This is a genomic window from Micromonospora sp. Utrum1, assembly GCF_057197805.1.
Genome location: NZ_CM170071.1, coordinates 4,377,941 through 4,400,238, shown reverse-complemented (window position 1 = coordinate 4,400,238; position 22,298 = coordinate 4,377,941). Strand labels below are relative to the sequence as shown.

Below are 22,298 nucleotides of genomic sequence, written 5' to 3'. Positions count from 1 at the left end.
CCGGGAGTGTGATCGGGACTTCCTTGACCGGTCAAGCATGGGAGATATGCTTGACCGGTCAAGGAAATGAGGTGGCAGGCATGAGTGACGACGATCTCGCGACGGCGGGTCCCGCTCCGGCCGCGACGGCGACCCTGTCGTCCCGGCCGCGGCTCGCCGTGCTCGGCGCCGGGCACACCGGGCCGGTGATCGCCCGGGTCGCGATGGCCGCCGGGTATCCGGTGACGATCGCGGCCTCCGGCGACCCCGCGAACATCGCGCTGATCGCCGACGTGCTGGCCCCCGGGGCCGAGGCCCGCTGGGCGGCCGACGCCGTCGAGGACGCGGAGATCGTGGTGCTGGCGATACCGCTGCACCGGTTCCCGAGCCTCGACCCCGCGCTGCTCGCCGACCGGCTCGTGGTGGACACGATGAACTACTGGCCGCCTGTCGACGGCGTCCAGGAGATGTTCGACGATCCCCGGTACGGCAGCAGCGAGATCGTCCAACGTCGGCTCGCCCGCTCGACCGTCGTGAAGACGCTGAACCACATCGGCTACCACGAGCTGGAGGACGACCGCCGCGCGCCGGGCGCGCCGGACCGCCGCGCGCTGGGCGTGGCCGGTGACGACGGCGCCGCCGTGCGCACCGTGGCGGACCTGATCGAGCGCATCGGCTACGACGCCGTCCGGCTCGACAGCCTGCGCGCCGGCCGTCTGCTCCAACCCGGCGGCCCGGTCTTCGGGGTGTCGCTGCGCAGGACCGAGTTCGCGCGGGCGCTGGCCGGCTAGCCGCTCCCGCTTCCACCACAGAGACAGAGGCTCATCGTGACTTCCTTTCCCCTCGTGCTCGGCCTGGACACGTTCGGCGACGTCACCCACGACGCCGACGACCGCCCGGTCTCGCACGCCCGGACCATCCGCGACATCGTCGAGCAGGGTGTCCTCGCCGACCAGGTCGGCGTGGACTTCTTCGGCATCGGTGAGCACCACACCGACGACTTCCCGCTCTCCGCCGCCGACGTGGTGCTCGGCGCGATCGCCGCCCGCACCACCCGGATCCGCCTCGGCTCGGCGGTCACGGTGCTCAGCTCCGACGACCCGGTGCGGGTCTTCCAGCGCTACTCCACCCTGAACGCGGTCTCCGGCGGCCGGGCGGAGGTGATCCTCGGCCGTGGGTCGAGCATCGACTCGTTCCCGCTGTTCGGCTACGACTTGGCCGACTACGAGCAGCTCTTCGAGGAGAAGGCGCAGCTCTTCGCCGAGCTGCTCAAGGGCGGGCCGGTCACCTGGAAGGGCACCATGCGCGCGCCGCTGCACGAGCAGGACGTCGTGCCGCACACCGAGTCCGGACCCTTCCCGGCCTGGATCGGCGTCGGCGGCAACCCACAGTCGGTGATCCGCGCCGCCCGGTACGACTATTTCCTGATGCTCGCGATCATCGGCGGGTCGCCGGCCCGTTTCGCGCCCTTCTCCCGCCTCTTCCACCAGGCGCTCACGCAGCTCGGCAAGGACCCACTGCCGATCGGCGTGCACTCGCCCGGGCATGTCGCCGCCACCGACGAGCAGGCCCGCGAGGAGTTCTTCCCCCGCTACCAGCAGGTGATCCGCCGAGTCGCCCGGACCCGCGGATTCGCCGTGCCGACCCGGGAGACCCTCCTGCGGGAGGTCGGGCCGGACGGTGCGCTCTACGTCGGATCGCCCGAGACCGTCGCGCGGAAGATCGCCGCGAACCTGCCCGTGCTCGGCGCGAACCGCTTCGAGATGAAGTACGGCATGGGCGGCCTCTCGCACGGGGCCCTGATGACCGCCATCGAGCTCTACGGCACCGAGGTCATCCCGCGCGTCCGCGAGCTGCTGAGCTGACCGGCTTCCGGTCCGGCCGTCCGTGGCGCCGACGACCGGACCGATCGGCGGCTGCCGGCCGTCGGGGGACCGGGGGAGGGGTCAGTCGGCCGTTCCGACGCGCTGGAACGCGCGGGCCAACTGGACGAGGTCGATGCCCTCGAAGTGGTCGAGGAACCGCCGCCGCACGCTGGCCAGATGACTCGGCCACGACTCCTCGAGCCGGGCGAGACCGGCGTCGGTGAGGACGGCGTTCCAGCCGCGCGCGTCCTCCGCGCACTTGGCCCGCTCGACCAGGCCCTGCGTCTCCAGCCGACCGATGGTGCGGGTCATCCCGCTCAGCGACAGCTGGCACGCTGCCGCGAGCTCGCTCATCCGCATCTGGCGGCCCGGCGCCTCGGAGAGGTGCATGAGCGCCGTGTACTCGGTGAGGGGCAGTTGGCGGTCGCCCACCATGTCGGCGTCGATGGTGCGGGGCAGGACGTGCATGATCCGGCCCAGGGAGCGGACCAGCGCTTCCTCCTCGGCGTTGAGGGGGCGCAGCGATTTCGGTGCGGCGGCGGACATGCCCCCATCTTACTTGCTTGACCGAGCAAACACAGGTCCCACGGTGATCGCCGCCATAGCGCAGCTAGTTGCTTGACGAAGCAACAAGTGGCTAGCGTGTGCTTGACCAGGCAAGGACTTTTGAAGGGCATCTACGACATGACCAGGATCGGAATCATCCTCGGTAGCACCCGCCCGGGTCGGAACGGCGAGTCGGTGGCCCGCTGGGTGTTCGACGTCGCCAAGCAGCGCAGCGACGCGCAGTTCGAGCTGATCGACCTGCTCGACTACCAGCTGCCGCACCTGGACGAGGCGTACCCGCCGGCGATGGGCCAGTACACCCAGCCGCACACGCTTCGCTGGGCTAACACCATCGCGTCGTTCGACGGGTTCGTGATGGTCACCCCGGAGTACAACCACTCCACCTCGGGTGCCCTGAAGAACGCCATCGACTTCCTCTACGCGGAGTGGAACAACAAGGCCGTCGGTTTCGTCAGCTACGGCTCCGCCGGCGGCACCCGGGCCGTGGAGCACCTGCGGCTCATCGCCGGCGAGCTGCAGATGGCCGACGTCCGGTCCCAGGTGGCGCTGTCGCTCTTCACCGATTTCGAGAACTTCAGCGTCTTCAAGCCCAGCCAGTTCCAGCAGGACGCCCTCAACGCCACCCTCGACCAGGTCGTGGCCTGGAGCACCGCGCTCGCCCCGCTGCGCAACAGCTGAACACCCTTCCGGCACCGACCGGAGACGGCCGCGGAACCCTCCGCGGCCGTCTCCGTATCCGGTGCGTCGCTCAGGACCCTTGCCGGGGCGCCACGAATCCGGGAGCCGGCTGGGGAAACTCGCCGGTGACCTGGGTGATGATCTCCACGGCCACATCGCGCAGTTTGCGGTTACGGTTCTGCGACGCCTGCCGGAGCAGGGTGAAGGCCTGTGTGGCGGTGCACCGCTGCTGGCCCATGACCACCCCGAGGGCCTGATCGATGACGCTGCGGGACGCCATCGCGTCGGCGAGTTGCTGATGCAGGAGGGCCTGGTCGGCCTGGCGGAGGATGACGCCCAGCGCCGCCGACCCCTGGTCGGTGAAGGCCAGGGCCTGCCGGCGCGCCGGGTCGGTGAAGGCGCGCGGGTGGGTGGCGTAGAGGTTCAACGCACCGACGGTCTCCCGGTCGACCGTCATCGGCAGCGACAGCGAGCTGACGATGCCGAGCCGGAGCGCGTGTTCCCGGTAGCGGCTCCAGCGTCCGTCCTCGCGCAGGTCGAACACCTCGACGACCTGCCCCTGGCGCAGGGCCTCGAGGCAGGGGCCCTCGTCGGCCCCGTACTGGATCTCGTCGCCCTGGGCGGCCAGGCGGCCGCTGCTCGCGACGGTGAAGGCTCCACCGTCCCGGCGCACCGTCAGCCCGCACCCCACGGCGGGGGTGACCACCTCCACCGCGACCCGGACGATCTGATCCAGGAACCGGTCGACGTGGGGCGAATCGGCGAGCAGGGCCAACAGTCGGCCGGAGGCCGAGGCCAGAGACGGGTCAGCAGCATCGGACACCACTGCTACCTCCTGAATTCCATGTGCCCGTTCGGTTGGACCGAAGGTGACGCCACTGCTCTGGCCTGCCCCTGAGGGAGCGGCGGCCAGTGCTTCCTTGCTGAGGAGCCCACGTTTCCCCGGTCGGCAGGGTGCCAATCGGGGTGGTACGGGGCTAGGGTCGAGGTGGGTTCGGACATGAGCCCAGGACCAGTGCCGGGCCGCCGACGGTGAGCCCGGCCATCAACCCGGTCCGGAGATCCTCACCGGGAGGAGCACCTCATGTCCGTCCATCACGCGCAGCATCACGCGGCGTCGGCAGACACCCGCCCGTCGTCCCTGTCCCTGGCGCTCGCCGGGGAGGGCCCGGCGATGGTGGTGGAGGTCGGGGGCCCGCTCGACATGGCGACCGTCGACCCGCTGGTCGACCTCGTGGACCGGCTGGTGGCCGGCCGACCGCCCGCGGTGCTGGTGCTCGACCTGAGCGGGGTGACCTTCTTCTGCGCCGCCGGCGTCAACGCGCTGCTGACGGTCCGCCGTCGGGTCGGCTCGGCCGGCTGCACCCTGGTGGTGCGCAGGCCCTCCCGGATCACCGTCGCGGTCCTCGACATCGTCGGCCTCAAGGACGAATTCACCACCGAGTGACCTGCCTTTCCCTCCACGTCTGTCGGCGGACGGCAGCGGTCACATCGGACTCCGGCCCGCCGGCATGTGGCGTGATACCCGGAGTGGATCAGCCCGAAACGGCGGAACGCCGGTGATCCGAGCCACCGGCAGCCCTCGGTGGGGGCCGGGGCTCAGGCCGGCGGACGGCGCGCGTCGACGGCCCGGCCCATCCGGGTGACGGCCTCGGTGAGGATCGCCGGTGAGGTGGCGAAGTTGAGGCGTACGAAGCCGGTCCCGCCGGTGCCGAAGACGTGCCCGGAGCTGAGGGCGACCCGCGCGTCGTCGAGGAACATCCTCGCGGGCCCGGCGAGGTCGCTGGCCACGCCGGGTTCGCCGGCCGGCTGGTCGGTGGCGACGCCCAGCCGGGTGCAGTCCAGCCAGGCGAGGTAGGTGCCCTCGGGGCGGTGGCAGACGACGGCCGGGAGGTGCTTGGCCACCAGGGTCTCCAGCAGGGTGCGGTTGGCGTCGAGCCCGTCGAGGAGGAGGTCGAGCCACTGCCCGCCGGTGCGGAACGCGGCCGTGTGCGCGAGCACGCCCAGGTGACTGGGGCCGTGGCCGACCTCTTCCGGCATGCGGCGCAGGTCGGCGGCGGCCCGCGGCCCGGCGACCGCGAGCGCCGCCTTGAGGCCGGCGAGGTTCCACGCCTTGGAGGCGGAGGCGAGGGCGAACGCGTTCTCGGCGCCGGACACCGTGAGGTACGGGGTGAAGTGCGCCCCGGGAAGCACCAGCGGGGCGTGGATCTCGTCGGAGATCACCCGTACGCCGTGTCGGCCGGCCAGGTCGGCGACCGCCTCGAGCTCGTCCCGGCGGTGGACCACGCCGGTCGGGTTGTGCGGGTTGCACAGCAGGAACGCCGGCCGGCGGCCGGCGGCCCGGGCCCGGCGGAACGCCTCGTCCAGAGCGGCGGGGTCCATCCGCAGGTCGGGCCCGAGCGGCGCCTCGATCACCTGCCGGCCGGCGTGGCTGACGAAGGCGTAGAAGGGCGGGTAGACGGGGGAGCAGACCACCACCGCGTTGCCGGGGTCGGTCACCAGCCGGAGCACCTCGACGATGCCCATCATCACGTCGGGAACGACCGCCGTGTGGTCGACGCGGAAGCCGTGCCAGCCCCAGCGCCCGGCGGCGAACTCGCCGAGCGCCTCGGCGTACGCCGTGCCGTGCGCGTAGCCGGTGTCACCGAGGTCGATCGCGCGGCGCAGCGCGTCGGCCACCGGAGCGGCGAGGGGTACGTCCTGCTCGGCGACCCAGAGGGGCAGCACGTCGGGCGGATGCATGCGCCACTTCACGCTGCTGCGCTGCCGGAGCTCGGCCAGCGTGAGCACGGTGAGCGGATTCCGGGCCGGGGAGCCGTCGGCGGAGGGGGCGAGGCCTGCCATGCCCACCACCCTAGGCCGTCTGACGCCCGGTGCCGTTCCGCTGCCGCGCGGCAGCCTGGCGCCGCAACTCGTGACGGGCCAGGGCGTTGCGGTGCACCTCGTCGGGTCCGTCGGCGAACCGCAGGGTGCGGATGCCGGCGTAGGCCTTCGCCAGCGGGAAGTCCTGGGACAGCCCGGCGGCGCCGTGCACCTGGATGGCCTTGTCCAGGATCCACTGGACGGTCGCCGGGGTGGCGATCTTGATGGCCTGGATCTCGGTGTGCGCGCCCTTGTTGCCGACGGTGTCCATCAGCCAGGCCGTCTTGAGCACCAGCAGGCGCAACTGCTCGATGCGCACCCGCGACTCGGCGATCCACTCGCGGATCACGCCTTGCTCGGCCAGCGGCCGGCCGAACGCCACCCGCTGCTCGGCGCGGGCGCACATCAGCTCGACGGCCCGCTCGGCGAGGCCGATGGAGCGCATGCAGTGGTGGATGCGGCCCGGGCCCAGCCTGGCCTGCGCGATCGCGAACCCGTCGCCCTCGGCGCCGATCAGGTTCTCGACCGGCACGCGTACGTCGTGGAACGCCAGCTCGGCGTGCCCGCCGTGGTCGTGGTCGTCGTACCCCAGCACCTCCATGCCCCGGGTGATCTCCACGCCCGGGGTCGCCCGCGGGACCAGCACCATCGACTGCTGGCGGTGCCGCTCGGCGTTCGGATCGGTCTTGCCCATCACGATGAAGATCCGCGCGTTCGGGTTCATCGCGCCGGTGATCCACCATTTGCGACCGTTGATCACGTAGTGGTCGCCGTCCCGCTCGATCCGGGTGGCGATGTTCGTGGCGTCCGAGGAGGCCACGTCGGGCTCCGTCATGGCGAACGACGACCGGATCCGGGCGTCCAGCAGCGGCTCCAGCCACTGCTTCCGCTGCTGAGCGGTGCCGAACATCGCCAGCACCTCCATGTTGCCGGTGTCCGGAGCGGCGCAGTTCAGCACGGCGGGCGCCAGGTGGCTCCGTCCGGTGATCTCGGCGAGCGGGGCGTACTGGAGATTGGTCAGGCCGGCCCCGTGCTCACCGGGCAGGAAGAGGTTCCACAGCCCTCGCTTCCGCGCCGCGGTGCGCAGCTGCGCCAGCACCGGCACCGAGTCCCAGGCCCAGCGGTCGCCGAGCTGACCGAGCTGCTCGTGGAAGACCTGTTCGGCCGGGTGGATCTCGCGGTCCATGAAGTCCAGGAGGTTGTCGCGCAGCCCCTCGGTCCGCGGGTCCAGGGTGAAGTCCATCAGTGCTCCTTGAGATAGGTCAGGCCGGCGTCGAGGAGCAGCTCGGTGACCTCGCCGAGCCGCTCGAAGCCGGCGCCGACGGTCTGGCCACGCAGGTGCCGGAAGTGGATGCCCTCGAGGATCGCGGCCAGCTTGAAGGCCGCCAGGCCGAGATGGAAACCGAGTCGCGGGAGGTCCCGTCCGCTCGCGGCCGCGTACCGGTCGAGGATCTCGTCCTCGGTCAGGAAGCCGGGCGCGGACGACGCCTCGGCCACCACGGCGCCGACGAGCCGGCCGAGCCGTTGGTAGAGCACCAGCAGCGCCAGGTCCGTGAGCGGGTCGCCGAGCGTGGCCATCTCCCAGTCGATGACCGCGGCGAGTCGGTCGCGGTCGTCGACGAGGACGTTGTCGAGGCGGTAGTCGCCGTGCACGATGCCCGGCGCCGAATCGGCCGGCACGCCGGACGCCAGGCGGGCGTACAGCTCGTCGGCGGCCGGCAGGTCCCGGCAGTACGACGCGTCGAGCTGCTTCTTCCACCGCCGCACCTGCCGACCCAGGAAGCCCGCGGGCCGGCCGAAGTCGGCCAACCCCACGGCCGCCGGGTCGACCGCGTGCAGGGCGACCAGCGTGTCGACCAGCCGGGTCGAGATGACCCGGGTGCGTTCCGGGCCGAGCGGCTCCAGTTCGGCCGCCTGCCGGTAGGCCGTGCCGGTGACCCGCTCCATCACGTAGAACGGCGCGCCCAGCACGTCGATGTCGGAACAGAGCGCGTAGGTCGCCGGCACCGGCACGTCGGTGGCGTGCAGCGCCGACATGACCCGGTACTCCCGGGCCATGTCGTGGGCGGTCGACAGCACGTGCCCCAGCGGCGGCCGCCGCACGATCCAGGTCGCCCGCCCGTCACCGACCTCGTAGGTGAGGTTGGACTTCCCGCCGGCGAGCAGCCGGGCGGTCGACAGGCCCGCGGCCCCGGGCACCGAGGCGGCGAACCAGTCGGCGAGCCGGGCCAGGTCGAGGCCGGGCGGGTCCTGCGGCGCCGGAGCGGTCACGGGACCAGGACGCTGACGGTCTCGACGACGCAGGCCGGCTTCCCGGCGCCCGCCAGCTCGACGGTCATCTTCGCGGTCGACTGGTAGCCACCGCCGCCGGGCACCAGCGACAGCAGCTCCACTCCGGCCCGTACCTCCGAGTCGACGGGGACCGGAGCGGGGAAGCGGAGCTTGTTGGCGCCGTAGTTCACGCCCATGCTCACTCCCTCGACCCGGTACACCTGCCAGACCAGCATCGGCACCAGCGACAGCGTCAGGTAGCCGTGGGCGATGGTGCCGCCGAACGGGCTGCGGGCCGCCCGCACCGGGTCCACGTGGATCCACTGGTGGTCACCGGTCGCCTCGGCGAAGGCGTCGATCTGCTGCTGCGTGATCCGGTGCCAGCCGGAGTAGCCGAGGTGGGTGCCGACCGCCTGCCTCAGCTCCTCGATGCCCTGGAAGACCTTCATCGTCCCTGCCTCTCCACTCAGGCCTTCGGCCCACCGGCGACGTACAGCACCTGGCCCGACACGAAGCCGGCAGCCTCGCTGACGAAGAAGGACACCGCGTGCGCGATGTCCTCCGGCGTGCCGGTGCGGGCGACCGGGATCTGTGCCGCGGCGGCCTGCTTGAACTCCTCGAACGGCACGCCGAGCCGGGCCGCGGTGGCCGCGGTCATCTCGGTCTCGATGAAGCCCGGGGCGATCGCGTTCGCCGTGACCCCGAACTTGCCGAGTTCCAGGGCGAGGGTCTTGGTGAAGCCCTGCAGCCCCGCCTTCGCGGCCGCGTAGTTGGCCTGGCCGCGGTTGCCCAGGGCGGAGGTGCTGGACAGGTTGACGATCCGGCCCCAACCGGCCTTGGTCATGTAGCCCTGTACGGCCCGGGTCATCAGGAACGAGCCCCGCAGGTGCACGCCCATGACCGCGTCCCAGTCGTCGGCGGTCATCTTGAACAGCAGGTTGTCTCGGGTGATGCCGGCGTTGTTGACCAGGACCGTGGGCTCGGCCAGCTTCCCGGCGATCCGGTCCACGGCCGCCCGTACCGCCTGCTCGTCGGCGACGTCGGCGCCGACTGCCACGGCCCGGCCGCCGGCGGCCTCGATCTCGTCGACGACCGGCCGGCCCGCCGCCTCGTCCAGGTCGACGACGGCGACGGCGAAGCCGTCGCGGGCCAGTCGCCTCGCGACGCCGGCCCCGATGCCACGGGCCGCTCCGGTGACGACGGCGGTGCGGGTGATGGTCATGTGCGGTCAACTCCTCGGTGGGTGGGGATGTGGCAGGTCGGCACCGGGGTGCGGCGCCGGCGGCAGGGCGGGGATCACCTCGGCGAGCGCGGCCCGGGTGCTGTCGGCGTCGGTGTGCCAGACCGCCCGCATGCCGACCGCGCGGGCGCCGAGCACGTGCGGCTCGGCGTCGTCGACGAACAGCACCCGGTCGGCCGGCAGGCCGAGGCGGTCCAGGGTGAGGGTGTAGATCGCGGCGAGCGGCTTGCGCAGGCCGACCTCGGCGGAGATGACGACCGGGTCGAAGAGCCCGTCGATCAGCTCCCGGGGGTAGGTGTTGCCCCAGCTGTTGGAGAGCAGCCCGACGCGGACGCCGAGGTCACGCAGCTGCCGCGCGAGGGCGATCATCGCCGGGTCGGGGCGGACCCCGGCGAACAGCCGGCCCAGCACCCCGACCGGGTCGACGGGACGCCCGTCGAGCGTGGTGAGCTCGGCGGCGAGCAGGGTGTCGAACTCCTCGACGCTGAGCGCCCCGGTCTCCAGCCGGTGGATGGGCGTGCCGTCCGGGGCGTCGCGGGACAGCCAGGCCTTGAGCGTGCGCGAGAACGACCCCGGCTCGATGCCGTCGCCGCGCAGCCATGCCGCGATGGACGCCCGCACCGGCCCGGTGAGCACGCCGCCGTAGTCGAAGACCACGGCCTCCACCTGGTTGCCGCTCACGGGACGTACACCACCCGGCCGACGGTGGAGCCGTCGGCGAGCCGCTGCACCCCGGCGGCCACCTCGTCGAGTGGGAGGCGCTCGCTGACCAGGGGACGTACGGCGCCCTGGGCAGCCAGCGCCGTGAGGGCGCGATGGCACTCGGCGACGGCGGCCGGGTCGTGGCGGTGGTAGAGGCCCCAGTGCAGGCCGACGATCGAGTAGTTCTTGACCAGGGCGTGGTTGAGCGCGGCGGACTGGATCCGGCCCCCGGCGAAGCCGACCACCAGGATCCGGCCCTCGAAGGCGACGCACTTGGTCGACCGCTGGTAGGTCTCCCCGCCGACCGGGTCGTAGACGACGTCGGCGCCCCGGCCACCGGTCTCGGCCCGGACCACCTCGACGAAGTCCTCGTCGCGCCGGTCCACGACCACGTCGGCGCCCAGTGCGCGGGCCACCGCCGCCTTCTCCGGACCACCCACCACGCCGATCACCCGGGCGCCGGCCGCCTTGCCGAGCTGGACGGCCGCGCTGCCGACGCCGCCCGCCGCCGCGTGCACCAGCAGTGTCTCGCCGGCGCGCAGCCCGGCCCGCCGGTGCAGGCCGAACCAGCCGGTCTGGTAGCCGATGTAGAGTGCGGCCGCTTCGGCGTCGTCGAGCGCCGCCGGCGCCGGGAAGGTGGTCGCCGCGTCCAGCAGGGCGTACTCGCCGAACCCGCCGTACGGCAGCGTGGCGCCGCCGAGCACCCGGTCGCCGAGGGCGAATCCGTCCACACCCGCGCCGAGCGCGACGATGTCGCCGCACAGCTCGACCCCCGGGGTGAACGGCAGCTCGGGCCTGACCTGGTACTCGCCGCGGCACATGAGGACGTCGGGGAAGTTGGCCGGACAGGCCAGCACCTTCACCACGAGCTGCCCGGGGCCCGGCTCCGGGTCGGTCACCTCGACGAGCCGCAGCACGTCGAGGGGCTCGCCGAGCGCCGCCACCCGCCATGCCTTCATCGGAGCGCCCCCTGGTCCTCGAGCTGTCGCTGGAGCGTGTTCATGCCCGTCAGCCAGCGGTCGGTGTCGGCGGCGCGGTGCCGGTAGTAGTCGGCCACCCGGGGATGTGGCAGGACCAGGAACCGGTCGTCGTGCAGGGCCTGCCACGTCACCTCGGCCACGTCCTCCGGGGTGAGGGCCCCGTCGCGGCTGATCAGTTCCCGCAGCGGCCCGGCGTGCTCCAGCATCCGGGTTTGCACGCCCTGCGGGCAGATGGCCTGCACCACGATCCCGCGATGCCGGTAGGTGGCCGAGAGCCACTCCGCGAACGCGACGCAGCCGTGCTTGCTGACCGCGTACACCGGGTTTCCGAGCGTCGTGAGAAGCCCGGCCGCGGAGGCGGTCACCACGAAACGGCCGGCGCCGCGCTCGACCCACGCGGGCATCAGCAGTCGCGCGGCCCGCACGTGCGCCATGACGTTCACCTCGTGGCTGGCGGCCCACTCCGCCTCGCCGGCGTCCAGCCCGCGCCCGCGGTCGATGCCGGCGTTGCCGAACCAGATGTCGACGTCGCCCAGGTGGCTCCGGGCCGTCTCGACCAGCGCGGTGACGCCCTGCTCGGTGGCGGCGTCGCCCGGAGCGGCGTGGCCGCCGATCTCCTCGGCCACCCGGCGGGCCGCGCCGGCGTCGAGGTCGTTGACCACCACTCGCGCTCCCTCGGCGGCGAGTCGGGCGGCCAGCGCCCGGCCGATGCCGTGCCCGGCGCCGGTGACGACGACGCCCCGATCCCGTACCGGCATCAGACACCTCCGGTCAGGGTGAGACCGCCGTCGACGACGAGCAGTTGGCCGGTGATCCAGGCGGCGTCCGCGGAGAGCAGGAACGCGACGACGCTCCCGACGTCCGTGGGGGCGCCGAGCCGCTTGAGCGGGTACGCGGCCGCGACCTGCTCCTCGCGGCCCTCGTAGAGCGCGGTGGCGAACTTCGTCTTCACCACGGCCGGGGCCACGGCGTTCACCCGGACGTCCGGTCCCAGCTCGACGGCGAGTTGCTGGGTGAGGTGGGTCAGCATCGCCTTGCTGGCGCCGTAGAAGCCGATGCCCGACGCCGGCCGGACGCCGGCCACCGAGGAGACGTTAACGACGGCGCCGCCGTGCTCGGCCATCCAGCCCCGGTGGACCTGTTGGACCCACGACAGGGCGGCGAGGCAGTTCACCTCGAAGACCTTGCGGGCCGCGCCGAGGTCGAGATCGACCAACGGCCCGTACGCCGGGTTGATGCCGGTGTTGTTGACCAGGAAGTCCGCGCTGCCGAAGGTGTCGACCGCCCGGCTCACCACCTCGGCCTGGTGGTCGGGATCGTCGGCGTGGCCGGCGACGCCGACCGCGTGCGCGGCGCCGAGCCGGGCGACCGCCTGGTCCAGCGCCTCCGGCCGGCGTGCCGTGATCACCACCCTGGCGCCGTCGGCGACCAGCCGTTCGGCGATGGCCAGGCCGATGCCGCGGCTGGCACCGGTGACGATCGCCGTACGGCCGGCGAATCTGGTCGACGCAGCCTCCGACACGGCCACCCCCTCCGCAGTTACTAAGCGCTTGCTTAGGATGTGTCTGAGGGAGTGTGCGACAGCCCGGTGGGCGTCGTCAACAGGTTCGCCCGGTTGGCTGTGGTATCAATGCCGGCCGAGGCTCAGGAGGGAAGGTGGACGCGTGGTGACCGACAGCGCCGAGCAGTCCCGCGCCGACGCGACCCGCGCCCGGCTGCTCGACGCGGCCGTCACCGCGTTCGCCGAGCGGGGCTTTCACGGCACGACGACCCGCGACATCGCGGCCGCGGCCGGGCTGAGCCCCGCCGCGCTCTACGTGCATCACAAGTCCAAGGAGGAACTGCTCTACCTGATCTCGCGGTCCGGGCACGAGCACGTGCTGCGGCTGGTGCGGGAGGCCGCGGCGTCCTCCGCCGACCCGGCCACGGCGCTGCGGCGGGTGGTCCACGACTTCGTCGTGACCCACGCCCGCGACCACACCACCACCCGGGTGGTGAACTACGAGCTGGCGGCGCTCAGCCCCGCGCACCTGGCCGAGATCCGCGAGATCCGCCACCACATCGAGCAGGCGATCCGGCAGCTCGTGGAGGCGGGTGTCACCGCCGGGGTCTTCGAGACCCCGGATCCACGGATGGCGGCCGCCGCCCTGCTCTCCCTCGGCGTCGACGTGGGCCGGTGGTATCGGGACGGCGGCGACCTGGTCCCCGAGTACATCGCCGCCCGGTACGCCGAGATGGCGCTGCGGATCGTCGGCGCCCGCTGAGCGACACGTCGACGCGGTCAAAACGAGCCGGGTGGCAGGTCACCACACGCAGGATCGGGGCATGAACGCCCAGGCGATGCCGGCGGCGAACCGGTTCCCGTGCCACTTCGCCATGATCCACTGACGGTCCTTGGTGACGTACCGGATGTCGATCTGCGCGCCGGCGGGGGCGGTGCCGAGCGGGTGAACGGCGACGGCGGGTCCTGACCCGTACGCCGCGGCGGCGCCGATGTTGCCGTACGCGCCGCAGGTCGTGCGGGCGGTGGTGGCCTTGAGCCCGCCGCCCTTGTTCTCGCTCCACACCCCGTAGGGGCTGCACAGCGGGTCGACGCCGTTGGCGGTGCAGAAGACCTGCTCGGAGTGCCACCAGCGCAGCTGGTCTGGGGAGCCGTCGGCGTTGCTGGAGCCGACCACGTTGGGGCCGCCGGCGCAGCTCGAGGACATGAACCCGGTGCGCTCGATGGCGAACTTGCGCGTGCCGTAGGCGTAGGCGCACCCGTCGAAGCTGCCGCCGGCGTAGCCCCAGGGCCAGCGCGTGATGCCCTCGGTGTTGCCGGCGCTGGCGTCGCCGGTGTCGCGGATGTCCATGTGGTCGAAGCTGGACTTGACGGCGCCGTCGGCGAAGACGAAGTCGCGGGCGAAGAGGTAGCCGACCATCGGCCCGTTGGCCTTGTAGCTCAGCAGCACCCAGCCGGGTCCCATGCCGGTCTGCGCCCATGAGTCCTCGGCCGCGGTCTGCACCCGGTTGACCCCGTATCCCCACGCGGCGGCGGGGGAGGGGGCGATCAGTGCGGTCACCGCCAGAACGGCGGCCAGCACCATCGCGGACCGGGTCACGTCACGCCATCGAGACATCCGCCACTCCTCAGCTCGCGCCTGGCGGAAACCTACATCGTTGTACTTCGATCTGACAATCCCGCTTCCCGGTCAGCCCAGCTTCGGTGCGGCGCGGGAGATGATCGTGGCGAAGTCGACCCCGCCGGGCAGGGTGCCGAACGCCTGGCCGTGGTCGCCGCCGAGGCGGGAGGCGCAGAAGGCGTCGGCGACGGCCGGGTGGCCGTGCCGCACCAGCAGCGCGCCCTGCAGGACCAGCGCGAGCCGCTCGACGACCCGGCGGGCCCGCAGTTCGAGGTCGGCGTGGTCGGCCAAGTCGGCCCGCACCTGGCGCACCGCGGCGTCCAGTCGCGCGTCCGCGCCCGCGGTGGCGGTCACCTCGGCCCGGAACGCCTCCATGACCTGGGGCTCCCGGGCGACGGCGCGCAGCACGTCCAGCGCGGCGACGTTGCCGGAGCCCTCCCAGATCGAGTTCAGCGGAGACTCGCGGAACAGCCGCGGCATGCCCGACTCCTCGACGTAGCCGTTGCCGCCCAGGCATTCGAGGGCCTCGGCGGCGTGTGCCGGCCAGCGCTTGCACACCCAGTACTTGCCGACGGCGAGGGCGAGCCGCTTGAACGCCGTCTCGCCGGCGTCGCCGCGCGCCGACCGGTCCGTCGCTCCGGCCAGCCGCATCATGAGCACGGTGGCGGCCTCGGACTCGACCGCCAGGTCGGCCAGCACGTTGCGCATCAGCGGCTGGTCGACGAGGTACCGGTCGAAGGCGCGCCGGTGGGTGGCGTGGTGGACGGCGGTGAGCACCCCCTGGCGCATTCCGGCCGCCGCGCCGATGACGCAGTCGAGCCGGGTCAGGTTGACCATGTCGATGATCGTGCGCACGCCGCGGCCCTCGTCGCCGACCCTCCAGGCGACCGCGTGCTCGTACTCGATCTCCGCCGAGGCGTTGGACCGGTTGCCGAGCTTGTCCTTGAGGCGCATCAGCCGCATCGGGTTGCGAGTGCCGTCGGGCAGGACCCGCGGGACGAGGAAGCAGGTCAGCCCGCCCGGCGCCTGCGCGAGGGTCAGGAAGACGTCGCACATCGGCGCCGACGTGAACCACTTGTGCCCGAGGAGCCGGTAGGTGCCGTCCGGGTCGGGGCGCGCCACCGTGGTGTTGGCGCGCACGTCCGACCCGCCCTGCTTCTCCGTCATCGACATGCCGGCCAGCAGCCCCCGCTTGGCCAGCGGCGGACGCAGCCCGAAGTCGTACGCCTTCGCGGTGAGCAGCGGCTCGTAGCGCGCGGCCAGTTCCGGGCTGTGCCGCAGTGCCGGCACGGCCGCGTAGGTCATCGAGATCGGGCAGCCGTGGCCGGCGTCCGGGCGCCAGACGTAGAACTTGGCCGCCCGGGCCACGTGTGCGCCCGGCCGGCCGTCGGCCCACGGTGCGGCGTGCAGGCCGTGGGTGACCGCGGTGCGCATCAGATCGTGCCAGGCCGGGTGGAACTCCACCTCGTCGATCCGGTGGCCGTAGCGGTCGTGGGTGCGCAGGACCGGCGGGTGCTCGTTCGCCAGCCGCCCGTGCTCGATCGCCGGCGCGGCGCCGCCGAGGCGGCCGAGTTCGTGCACCTCGGCGGCGGCCCAGCCGGCGCCCTCCCGGTCCAGCCCGTCGAGCAGTGCCGGGTCGTCCGCCGCGTCGTAGCCGGTCAGCGGGGGAACCTGGTTGAGGACCTCGTGTGTGGTCACGGCGACACTCCAAGGGCGCGGTGGATGAACCTGATCAGGCCCGGGATGGTGCCCGGGCCGGCGACCCCGGCGGCCAGCGGACCGACCATGGCCTCGGCCAGGGCGCCGACCACGGCGGTCGAGGTCAACTCGGGGTCCTGCGGGGGCAGTTCGCCGCTCGCCACCCCCGCCGCGACGTGGCCGGCGATCAGGTCGGCGTAGGCGCGGCGGAAGGTGAGCCGCTCAGCGTCGACCGCCGGGTCGACCGGCTCGGCGAGCAGCGCGTACGCCAACCGCGGGGACTGCAGCGCGCGGCCGGCGAACGTCTCGACGACGGCCGCCACCTGCGCGGCGACGGTGGCCTGCCGTGCCGCGGCGCGGGCCACCGCGTCGACCTCGCGCTGGGAGGCGGTGCGGAAGACCTCGGCGAAGAGGTGGGCCTTGGTGGGGAAGTGGCGGTAGACGCTGCCGGTGGCGACGCCGGCGCGTTCGGCGACGGCGGCGACCGAGCAGCCGGCGTAGCCGTGCCGGGCCATGATCTCCAGCGCGGCCGCGATGATCCGCTCGCGCGAGGCGCTCAGCCGAGCCTTCACCCGCTCGGTGCTCCGGTAGGCCACGGAAGAAGTGAACCATCATTCAGTCCTTGCCCGCAAGGTGCGCCCGGTTGCGTGCCGGGTGCCGGGTTCACCGGCGGGAACGGTCACAGCTTGGGCGCGGGACCCCGTGACGATCTTGGTGCGGCTCCTCCGATCGGGTACCGTCCCCTGTCACATCGTCTTTGCACCAGCCCTGGCTGCCTGTCATGCCGGGGTCGATCGGAGGGACACCGCCCGTGACTTTCCAGAGCGCAGTCCGCAAGGCCGGCCTCATCGTGGCGATCGCCGCCCTCGCGGCGAGCGCGGGATGCGCCAAGAAGGAGGACGGCGAGACCCAGGCGAGCGGGGTCAAGCTCGTCGAGAAGGGCAAGCTCACCGTCTGCACCCACCTGCCGTACGCGCCGTTCCAGTCCAAGGACGCCGGCGGCAAGGTGGTCGGGTTCGACGTCGACGTGATGGACCTGGTCGCCAAGGACCTGGGCGTCGAGCAGACGATCGTCGACACGCCGTTCGAGGGGATCAAGTCCGGTCAGGACCTGAACACCGGCAAGTGCGACGCGGCCGCCGCCGGCATGACGATCACCGAGGAACGGCAGAAGGTGATGAACTTCTCCGACCCGTACTTCGACGCGACCCAGGCCCTGCTCGTCAAGACCGGCAAGGCGTACAAGTCGCTCGACGACCTCAGGGGCAAGAAGGTCGGCGTCCAGTCCGCGACCACCGGCCGCGACTACGCCAAGAAGTTCGAGCAGGAGAAGGGCCTCAAGCTCGTCGAGTTCGAGGACCTCGCCGCCGAGCAGCAGGCCCTGGCCAACGGTCAGATCGAGGCCGCCGTCAACGACCTGCCGGTCTGGACCGAGTACATCAAGGAGCACCCGGGCGGCTTCGAGGTGACCGCCGAGTTCGACACCGGTGAGCAGTACGGCTTCTCGGTGAAGAAGGACGGCAACCCGGAGCTGCTCAAGAAGATCAACGAGGTGCTCGCCAAGGCGAAGCAGGACGGCACCTACGACTCGATCTACGAGAAGTGGATCGGCAAGAAGCCGAACGCCTGATCCACCGCCCGGCCGGAGGGCGCGCGCCCCGCGCGCGCCCTCCGCGTCGGCAACCCCCGCACCTCTCAAGGAGCGCCCAACCGTGAAGCTGCGACGCCGCCAACGTGAGCGGCTGTCCCTCTGGCTCCAGTACCTGGCCTTCGTGGCAGTCATCGCCGTGGTGATCGTCGCGGCCGACTGGGGCCGGCTGAGGGAAGCGTTCTTCCGCGTCGACATCATCGAGTCGATGTTCCCGACGATCATCACCGTCGCGCTGCGCAACACGATCCTCTACACGCTGGGCGCGTTCGCCTTCGGCCTGATCTTCGGCACCGTCCTCGCGTTGATGCGGCTGTCCCGGGTGGCTCCGTACCGGTGGGTGGCGACCGCGTACATCGAGCTGTTCCGCGGCCTGCCGGCGCTGCTGGTGCTCTTCCTGGTCGGGTACGGCATCCCCATCGCCTTTCCGGAGCGGGAGATTCCGGGCGGCGTGTTCGGGTCGATCACGATCGGTCTCGGGCTGACCGCCGCGGCGTACATGGCCGAGACCATCCGGGCCGGCATCCAGGCCGTGCCGAAGGGGCAGATGGAGGCGGCGCGCACCCTGGGCATGTCGCACTTCACGGCGATGCGCACGATCGTCATCCCGCAGGCGTTCCGGATCGTGATCCCGCCGCTGACCAACGAACTCATCCTGCTCACCAAGGACTCGTCGCTCGCCTACGTGCTCGGCGTGACGGCGCAGACCATCGAGGTGACCAAGTTCGGCCGGGACACGCTCAACGACCGGGTGAACGCCACCCCGCTGCTGGTGGCCGGCCTCACCTACCTGGTCATCACCCTGCCGCTGTCCCAGGTGGTACGCCGCCTCGAACTCCGCTACGCCAAGGCTCGGTGATCCCATGACGACCAGCCAGTCCCAGCCTGCCGTCGAGATCCGCGACCTGCACAAGTCCTTCGGGCCGCTCGAAGTGCTCAAGGGCATCGACTTCGAGGTCGGCCACGGCGAGGTGGTCTGCGTCATCGGGCCGTCCGGGTCCGGCAAGTCGACGCTGCTGCGGTGCGTCAACCTGCTGGAGGAGCCGACCGCCGGCAAGATCTGGGTGAACGGGACCGAGATGACCGACCCGGACGTCGAGATCGACGCGGTCCGCCGCGGCATCGGCATGGTCTTCCAGTCGTTCAACCTGTTCCCGCACCTGACCGTGCTGGACAACCTCACCATCGCCCAGCGCCGGGTGCTCCGGCGCGGCCGCGCCGAGGCGGAGCGGATCGCGCGGGACAACCTGGACCGGGTGGGCCTCACCGACAAGGCCGGCGCGTACCCGGCGCAGCTCTCCGGCGGGCAGCAGCAGCGGGCGGCCATCGCCCGGTCGCTGTCGATGGACCCGAAGCTGATGCTCTTCGACGAGCCGACCTCCGCCCTCGACCCGGAACTGGTCGGCGACGTCCTCACCGTCATGCGCAAGCTGGCCGAGGACGGCATGACCATGATGGTGGTGACCCACGAGATGGCGTTCGCCCGGGACGTCGCCGACCGGGTGGTGTTCATGGACGGTGGCGTGGTCGTCGAGCAGGGGCCGCCGGAGGAGGTGCTGGGCTCGCCGCGGCACGAGCGGACCCGCTCGTTCCTCTCCCGGGTCCTCGACCCGACCCACGTCGCGCAGCTCGGGCGGCCCGACGAGGCCGCCGAGCCGCCGGAGGCGCCCGGGCTGCCGGCCGACGACCGCCACCAGCTCTGACGGCCGCCCGGCGGTGTCGTACCCCTGGTTAGGCTCGACCGCATGGCAGATCCGTTCCGGGTACGCGTCTCCGTCCGCGGCTACGAGCTCGACACGCAGGGCCACCTGAACCAGGCCGTCTACCTCCAGTACGGCGAGCACGCCCGCTGGGAGTGCCTGCGCGCCGCCGGCATCCGGCAGGACCGGCTCCTCGCCGGCGGGGTGGGGCCGGTGGCCCTGGAGGTCACCGTGCACTACCTGCGGGAGCTGCGCGGCGGCGACGAGGTGGACGTGTCCTGCGAGTTCCGCTGGGGCGAGGGGAAGACCTTCCAGATCGTCCAGGAGCTCACCCTCCCCGACGGCACCCAGGCCGCCACGATCACCGGGGTGGGCGGCCTGCTGGACCTCGCCTCCCGGCGGCTGGTGCCCGACCCGCGCGTGCGGTTCCGGCAGCTCGCCACCGACCCGGCGCCGATGAACCTCTGAGCCGATGGAGCTGGAGTTCAGCGGTGAGGTGTGGTTCTGGCGGGGGCCCGCGCCCTGGCACTTCGTCACCGTGCCCGACGAGCTGTGCGGTGAGCTGGAGGCGGCCTCGGCGTCGGTCACCTACGGCTGGGGGATGATCCCGGTGACCGCGCGGATCGGCGGGACGGGGTGGCAGACGTCGCTGTGGCCCAAGGACGGCCGCTACGTCGTGCCGGTGAAGACGGCGGTCCGCAGGGCCGAAGGGATCGCGCTGGGCGACCGGGTGGCAGTCCACCTGACCGTCATGCGCTGAATCGGCGACGGGGGAGCGGGAGCGGATGGAACTCTCGGGCACGGCGGAAGCGGGGAAGCTGCTCGCGCGGGCGCGGCGGCCGGTGGTCTTCACCGGCGCCGGCATGTCGGCCGAGAGCGGCGTGCCCACCTTCCGCGACGCGCTCACCGGCCTGTGGGAGCAGTTCGACGCCCAGGCCCTCGCCACCCCGGAAGCGTTCCGCGCCGACCCTGCCCTGGTCTGGGGCTGGTACGAGTGGCGGCGCACCGCCGTCCGACGGGCCGAACCCAACCCCGGGCACCGGGCCGTGGCCGCCATCGAGGCCCGGGTGCCGGGGACGGTGGTCGTCACCCAGAACGTCGACGACCTGCACGAGCGCGCCGGCTCCGCCGCCCCGGTCCACCTGCACGGGAGTCTGTTCGCGCCGCGCTGTTCGGCCTGCGCCCACCCGGCGCCCGTGCCCGACGGCGTCGCGGAGCCGGGGGAGGGCCGACCGCTGACGCCGCCCCGCTGCGGGCGCTGCGACGCGCCGGTCCGGCCCGGGGTCGTGTGGTTCGGTGAGGCGCTGCCGGAGCAGGCCTTCGAGGCCGCCGTCGAGGCGGCGTACCGCTGCGACGTGCTGCTCACCGTCGGCACGTCCGGGCTGGTGTATCCCGCCGCCGAGATCCCGCAGGTCGCGGCCCGGCTGGGTGCCACGGTGATCCAGGTCAACCCGGAGGAGACGCCGCTGGACGCGGTGTGCGAGCTGAACCTGCACGGACCGGCGGCGCACGTGCTCCCCGCCCTCGTGCGGGCCGCGTGGGGTGACGCCGCCCCGGCCTGACCGGGGGCTCTCTCCCGAGGACCGGCGGCCAATCACCGGAATCCGCGAATCGCCCCGCGCCCCGGGGCCTACCGTCGGCGGAGGCGACCGGTGGGTCGGGTGGCGGAGGGGCGACGAGGTGCGGCGGGACGGGGCACGGCGGCATCCGGCCCGGCCGCGCCCGCCCGGTCCGGCGCCGGCCGAGCGTACGGTGACGCCGTTCGAGATCTTCTTCGACCTGGTGTTCGTCTTCGCGCTCACCCGGATCATGGCGCTGGTCGGGCAGCGGGCCACCGCGACCAGCATGGCGCAGGGGCTGATCCTGCTCGTGCTGCTCTGGTTCGCCTGGTCCTCGTACACCTGGTTGGGCAACCACACGCGGGCCGACGTCGGGATGGTCCGCGGCGGCTTCCTGGTCGCGATGGCCGCGCTGTTCGTGGCCGCGCTGGCCATGCCCGAGGCCTGGACGCCCGGGCCGGGCCTGGATGGGCCGCTGCTCGTCGCGCTCGCCTACGTGCTGCTCCGCGTCGTCCACCTCACGCTCTACCACCGGGCGGCGGGCGACGTGCCCGGGCTGCGGGCGCGGATCCGGTTCTTCGCGGCGATCAGCGCCGCCAGCTGGGTGCCGCTGGTGCTCGGCGCCCTGCTGGCCGGGGCGGCGCACGGGGTGCTGTGGGTGGCGGCGTTCGTCATCGAGATCGGCGGCCAACGCCTGTCGTACGGGCGCCGCGGCACCTGGCCGCTGCGCAGCGCGAGCCACTTCACCGAACGGCACGGCCTGGTCCTGATCATCGCGCTCGGCGAGTCGCTGGTCGCCGCCGGGATCGGCGCCGCGTCGGCGGTGACCGCGCCGCCGGTCCTCGGCGTGGCGCTGGTCGGCTTCGCGGTCACCGCCTGCCTGTGGTGGCTGTACTTCGGCCGGGCCGGGCCGGCCGCCGCCCGCGTCCTCGCCACGGCCACGGGGGACCGGCGGGACCGGATCGCCGCGGACGCCTACAGCCAGACCCACCTGCTGCTGATCAGCGGGGTCATCTACCTGGCGCTCGGCATCGAGCAGGTGCTCGCGCTCGTCGCCGGTGTGCACGGCGGCGACGGGCACGCCACCCTCACCTGGTCCGGCTCGGTCGCCCTCTACGGCGGTGCCGTGCTCTACCTGGGCGGCCGGCTGCTCTTCCTCCGGCTCACCGGGCAGCCGGTCGGGCCGGCGCGGTCAGCGGTCGCCGTGCTGGCCCTGCTCCTGCTGCCGGCCGGGGTGCTGCTGCCACCCGCCGCGGCGCTCGGCCTGCTCGGCCTGCTCCTGCTCGCCGCCGTCACCGTCGAACGCCTTCCGGAGCGGCGGTAGACGCCCGCCCGCTCCGCCGGCGGACACCGGATGATCAAGGACTCCCCGGCCCCTGGTTTGAAAGTTCCGAGAACCGGAGAAGTGCAGGTCGCGCGGACAGGGT

26 protein-coding genes are annotated in these 22,298 nt (G+C 72.6%); 12 read left to right on the top strand and 14 right to left on the bottom strand.

Annotation, left to right across the window (positions count from 1 at the left end):
- Nucleotides 1–80: 80 nt before the first annotated feature.
- A complete protein-coding gene (locus AC0OLQ_RS20825) occupies nt 81–770 on the top strand; it encodes an NADPH-dependent F420 reductase (RefSeq protein WP_484527618.1) in 690 nt (229 codons plus the stop codon).
- 36 nt (nt 771–806) lie between these two features.
- Entirely contained in the window at nt 807–1,844 is a 1,038-nt protein-coding gene (locus tag AC0OLQ_RS20820) for an LLM class flavin-dependent oxidoreductase (RefSeq protein WP_484527617.1), read from the top strand.
- Between the two features lie 81 nt (nt 1,845–1,925).
- On the opposite strand, the gene AC0OLQ_RS20815 is transcribed toward AC0OLQ_RS20820, so the two are convergent.
- Nucleotides 1,926–2,390 carry a MarR family winged helix-turn-helix transcriptional regulator gene (locus AC0OLQ_RS20815; protein ID WP_357341649.1) on the bottom strand — a complete coding sequence of 155 codons (465 nt, stop codon included), beginning with the start codon at nt 2,388–2,390 and terminating at the stop codon, nt 1,926–1,928.
- Between the two features lie 138 nt (nt 2,391–2,528).
- On the opposite strand from AC0OLQ_RS20815, the gene AC0OLQ_RS20810 reads away from it, so the two are divergent.
- Entirely contained in the window at nt 2,529–3,089 is a 561-nt protein-coding gene (locus AC0OLQ_RS20810; protein ID WP_357341650.1) for an NADPH-dependent FMN reductase, read from the top strand.
- 70 nt (nt 3,090–3,159) lie between these two features.
- On the opposite strand, the gene AC0OLQ_RS20805 is transcribed toward AC0OLQ_RS20810, so the two are convergent.
- Entirely contained in the window at nt 3,160–3,912 is a 753-nt protein-coding gene (locus tag AC0OLQ_RS20805; protein WP_484527616.1) for a GAF and ANTAR domain-containing protein, read from the bottom strand.
- A 261-nt stretch (nt 3,913–4,173) separates the two neighbouring features.
- Here AC0OLQ_RS20805 and AC0OLQ_RS20800 point away from each other — a divergent pair, with 261 nt between their 5' ends.
- Complete coding sequence (locus AC0OLQ_RS20800) at nt 4,174–4,536, top strand: STAS domain-containing protein (protein WP_484527615.1); 363 nt, start codon at nt 4,174–4,176, stop codon at nt 4,534–4,536.
- A 152-nt stretch (nt 4,537–4,688) separates the two neighbouring features.
- On the opposite strand, the gene AC0OLQ_RS20795 is transcribed toward AC0OLQ_RS20800, so the two are convergent.
- The 9 genes from AC0OLQ_RS20795 to AC0OLQ_RS20755 are packed head-to-tail and all read right to left on the bottom strand — an operon-like array spanning nt 4,689 to nt 12,666.
- Nucleotides 4,689–5,933 (bottom strand): MalY/PatB family protein, encoded by a 1,245-nt coding sequence (locus AC0OLQ_RS20795; RefSeq protein ID WP_484527614.1) that lies wholly within the window; start codon nt 5,931–5,933, stop codon nt 4,689–4,691.
- Between the two features lie 10 nt (nt 5,934–5,943).
- Nucleotides 5,944–7,194: an acyl-CoA dehydrogenase family protein gene (locus AC0OLQ_RS20790; protein ID WP_484527613.1), complete on the bottom strand. Its 1,251-nt coding sequence runs from the start codon at nt 7,192–7,194 to the stop codon at nt 5,944–5,946.
- Nucleotides 7,194–8,222 carry a phosphotransferase family protein gene (locus AC0OLQ_RS20785; protein WP_484527612.1) on the bottom strand — a complete coding sequence of 343 codons (1,029 nt, stop codon included), beginning with the start codon at nt 8,220–8,222 and terminating at the stop codon, nt 7,194–7,196. Before AC0OLQ_RS20785 ends, AC0OLQ_RS20790 begins: the two co-directional genes overlap by 1 nt.
- Nucleotides 8,219–8,671: a MaoC family dehydratase gene (locus AC0OLQ_RS20780; protein WP_484527611.1), complete on the bottom strand. Its 453-nt coding sequence runs from the start codon at nt 8,669–8,671 to the stop codon at nt 8,219–8,221. Before AC0OLQ_RS20780 ends, AC0OLQ_RS20785 begins: the two co-directional genes overlap by 4 nt.
- A gap of 17 nt (nt 8,672–8,688) precedes the next feature.
- Entirely contained in the window at nt 8,689–9,444 is a 756-nt protein-coding gene (gene fabG, locus AC0OLQ_RS20775; RefSeq protein WP_484527610.1) for a 3-oxoacyl-ACP reductase FabG, read from the bottom strand.
- Between the two features lie 6 nt (nt 9,445–9,450).
- Entirely contained in the window at nt 9,451–10,143 is a 693-nt protein-coding gene (locus AC0OLQ_RS20770) for an HAD family hydrolase (RefSeq protein WP_484527609.1), read from the bottom strand.
- Nucleotides 10,140–11,123: an NADPH:quinone oxidoreductase family protein gene (locus tag AC0OLQ_RS20765; protein WP_484527608.1), complete on the bottom strand. Its 984-nt coding sequence runs from the start codon at nt 11,121–11,123 to the stop codon at nt 10,140–10,142. The genes AC0OLQ_RS20770 and AC0OLQ_RS20765 overlap by 4 nt, the downstream gene beginning before the upstream one ends.
- Nucleotides 11,120–11,902 carry an SDR family oxidoreductase gene (locus AC0OLQ_RS20760; RefSeq protein WP_484527607.1) on the bottom strand — a complete coding sequence of 261 codons (783 nt, stop codon included), beginning with the start codon at nt 11,900–11,902 and terminating at the stop codon, nt 11,120–11,122. The genes AC0OLQ_RS20765 and AC0OLQ_RS20760 overlap by 4 nt, the downstream gene beginning before the upstream one ends.
- Nucleotides 11,902–12,666: an SDR family oxidoreductase gene (locus AC0OLQ_RS20755; protein WP_484527606.1), complete on the bottom strand. Its 765-nt coding sequence runs from the start codon at nt 12,664–12,666 to the stop codon at nt 11,902–11,904. Before AC0OLQ_RS20755 ends, AC0OLQ_RS20760 begins: the two co-directional genes overlap by 1 nt.
- Before the next feature lie 142 nt (nt 12,667–12,808).
- Here AC0OLQ_RS20755 and AC0OLQ_RS20750 point away from each other — a divergent pair, with 142 nt between their 5' ends.
- Nucleotides 12,809–13,408: a TetR-type transcription factor C-terminal domain-containing protein gene (locus AC0OLQ_RS20750; protein ID WP_484527605.1), complete on the top strand. Its 600-nt coding sequence runs from the start codon at nt 12,809–12,811 to the stop codon at nt 13,406–13,408.
- Nucleotides 13,409–13,447: 39 nt separating this feature from the next.
- Here the strand turns inward: AC0OLQ_RS20750 and AC0OLQ_RS20745 are convergent, their stop codons facing one another.
- The 3 genes from AC0OLQ_RS20745 to AC0OLQ_RS20735 form a co-directional block, all read right to left on the bottom strand.
- Nucleotides 13,448–14,263, bottom strand: coding sequence for a hypothetical protein (locus AC0OLQ_RS20745; RefSeq protein ID WP_484527604.1), 816 nt, complete (start codon nt 14,261–14,263; stop codon nt 13,448–13,450).
- A gap of 72 nt (nt 14,264–14,335) precedes the next feature.
- Nucleotides 14,336–15,964, bottom strand: coding sequence for an acyl-CoA dehydrogenase family protein (locus tag AC0OLQ_RS20740; protein ID WP_484527603.1), 1,629 nt, complete (start codon nt 15,962–15,964; stop codon nt 14,336–14,338).
- Nucleotides 15,961–16,560 carry a TetR/AcrR family transcriptional regulator gene (locus tag AC0OLQ_RS20735; RefSeq protein ID WP_484527602.1) on the bottom strand — a complete coding sequence of 200 codons (600 nt, stop codon included), beginning with the start codon at nt 16,558–16,560 and terminating at the stop codon, nt 15,961–15,963. Before AC0OLQ_RS20735 ends, AC0OLQ_RS20740 begins: the two co-directional genes overlap by 4 nt.
- 215 nt (nt 16,561–16,775) lie before the next feature.
- Here AC0OLQ_RS20735 and AC0OLQ_RS20730 point away from each other — a divergent pair, with 215 nt between their 5' ends.
- From AC0OLQ_RS20730 to AC0OLQ_RS20700, 7 genes are all read left to right on the top strand, one after another.
- On the top strand, nt 16,776–17,594 hold the full coding sequence (locus AC0OLQ_RS20730; protein ID WP_357341666.1) for a basic amino acid ABC transporter substrate-binding protein: 819 nt from the start codon (nt 16,776–16,778) through the stop codon (nt 17,592–17,594).
- A gap of 82 nt (nt 17,595–17,676) precedes the next feature.
- Nucleotides 17,677–18,471 carry an amino acid ABC transporter permease gene (locus tag AC0OLQ_RS20725; protein ID WP_357341667.1) on the top strand — a complete coding sequence of 265 codons (795 nt, stop codon included), beginning with the start codon at nt 17,677–17,679 and terminating at the stop codon, nt 18,469–18,471.
- Between the two features lie 4 nt (nt 18,472–18,475).
- On the top strand, nt 18,476–19,315 hold the full coding sequence (locus AC0OLQ_RS20720; RefSeq protein ID WP_357341668.1) for an amino acid ABC transporter ATP-binding protein: 840 nt from the start codon (nt 18,476–18,478) through the stop codon (nt 19,313–19,315).
- A gap of 42 nt (nt 19,316–19,357) precedes the next feature.
- Nucleotides 19,358–19,780, top strand: a complete 423-nt coding sequence (locus tag AC0OLQ_RS20715) for an acyl-CoA thioesterase (protein ID WP_484527601.1) — start codon at nt 19,358–19,360, stop codon at nt 19,778–19,780.
- 4 nt (nt 19,781–19,784) lie between these two features.
- Nucleotides 19,785–20,072: a DUF1905 domain-containing protein gene (locus AC0OLQ_RS20710; RefSeq protein ID WP_357341670.1), complete on the top strand. Its 288-nt coding sequence runs from the start codon at nt 19,785–19,787 to the stop codon at nt 20,070–20,072.
- 25 nt (nt 20,073–20,097) lie between these two features.
- A complete protein-coding gene (locus AC0OLQ_RS20705; protein ID WP_484527600.1) occupies nt 20,098–20,874 on the top strand; it encodes an SIR2 family NAD-dependent protein deacylase in 777 nt (258 codons plus the stop codon).
- Between the two features lie 190 nt (nt 20,875–21,064).
- Nucleotides 21,065–22,195: a low temperature requirement protein A gene (locus tag AC0OLQ_RS20700; RefSeq protein WP_484527599.1), complete on the top strand. Its 1,131-nt coding sequence runs from the start codon at nt 21,065–21,067 to the stop codon at nt 22,193–22,195.
- Nucleotides 22,196–22,298 lie beyond the last annotated feature (103 nt).

Excerpts from the sequence above, each read along its gene's own strand:
- AC0OLQ_RS20825 (WP_484527618.1), top strand. The coding sequence starts at position 81 with ATGAGTGACGACGATCTCGCGACGGCGGGTCCCGCTCCGGCCGCGACG.
- AC0OLQ_RS20815 (WP_357341649.1), bottom strand. The coding sequence starts at position 2,390 with ATGTCCGCCGCCGCACCGAAATCGCTGCGCCCCCTCAACGCCGAGGAG.
- AC0OLQ_RS20810 (WP_357341650.1), top strand. The coding sequence starts at position 2,529 with ATGACCAGGATCGGAATCATCCTCGGTAGCACCCGCCCGGGTCGGAAC.
- AC0OLQ_RS20800 (WP_484527615.1), top strand. The coding sequence starts at position 4,174 with ATGTCCGTCCATCACGCGCAGCATCACGCGGCGTCGGCAGACACCCGC.
- AC0OLQ_RS20795 (WP_484527614.1), bottom strand. The coding sequence starts at position 5,933 with ATGGCAGGCCTCGCCCCCTCCGCCGACGGCTCCCCGGCCCGGAATCCG.
- AC0OLQ_RS20790 (WP_484527613.1), bottom strand. The coding sequence starts at position 7,194 with ATGGACTTCACCCTGGACCCGCGGACCGAGGGGCTGCGCGACAACCTC.
- AC0OLQ_RS20780 (WP_484527611.1), bottom strand. The coding sequence starts at position 8,671 with ATGAAGGTCTTCCAGGGCATCGAGGAGCTGAGGCAGGCGGTCGGCACC.
- fabG (WP_484527610.1), bottom strand. The coding sequence starts at position 9,444 with ATGACCATCACCCGCACCGCCGTCGTCACCGGAGCGGCCCGTGGCATC.
- AC0OLQ_RS20765 (WP_484527608.1), bottom strand. The coding sequence starts at position 11,123 with ATGAAGGCATGGCGGGTGGCGGCGCTCGGCGAGCCCCTCGACGTGCTG.
- AC0OLQ_RS20760 (WP_484527607.1), bottom strand. The coding sequence starts at position 11,902 with ATGCCGGTACGGGATCGGGGCGTCGTCGTCACCGGCGCCGGGCACGGC.
- AC0OLQ_RS20745 (WP_484527604.1), bottom strand. The coding sequence starts at position 14,263 with ATGTCTCGATGGCGTGACGTGACCCGGTCCGCGATGGTGCTGGCCGCC.
- AC0OLQ_RS20720 (WP_357341668.1), top strand. The coding sequence starts at position 18,476 with ATGACGACCAGCCAGTCCCAGCCTGCCGTCGAGATCCGCGACCTGCAC.
- AC0OLQ_RS20715 (WP_484527601.1), top strand. The coding sequence starts at position 19,358 with ATGGCAGATCCGTTCCGGGTACGCGTCTCCGTCCGCGGCTACGAGCTC.
- AC0OLQ_RS20710 (WP_357341670.1), top strand. The coding sequence starts at position 19,785 with ATGGAGCTGGAGTTCAGCGGTGAGGTGTGGTTCTGGCGGGGGCCCGCG.
- AC0OLQ_RS20705 (WP_484527600.1), top strand. The coding sequence starts at position 20,098 with ATGGAACTCTCGGGCACGGCGGAAGCGGGGAAGCTGCTCGCGCGGGCG.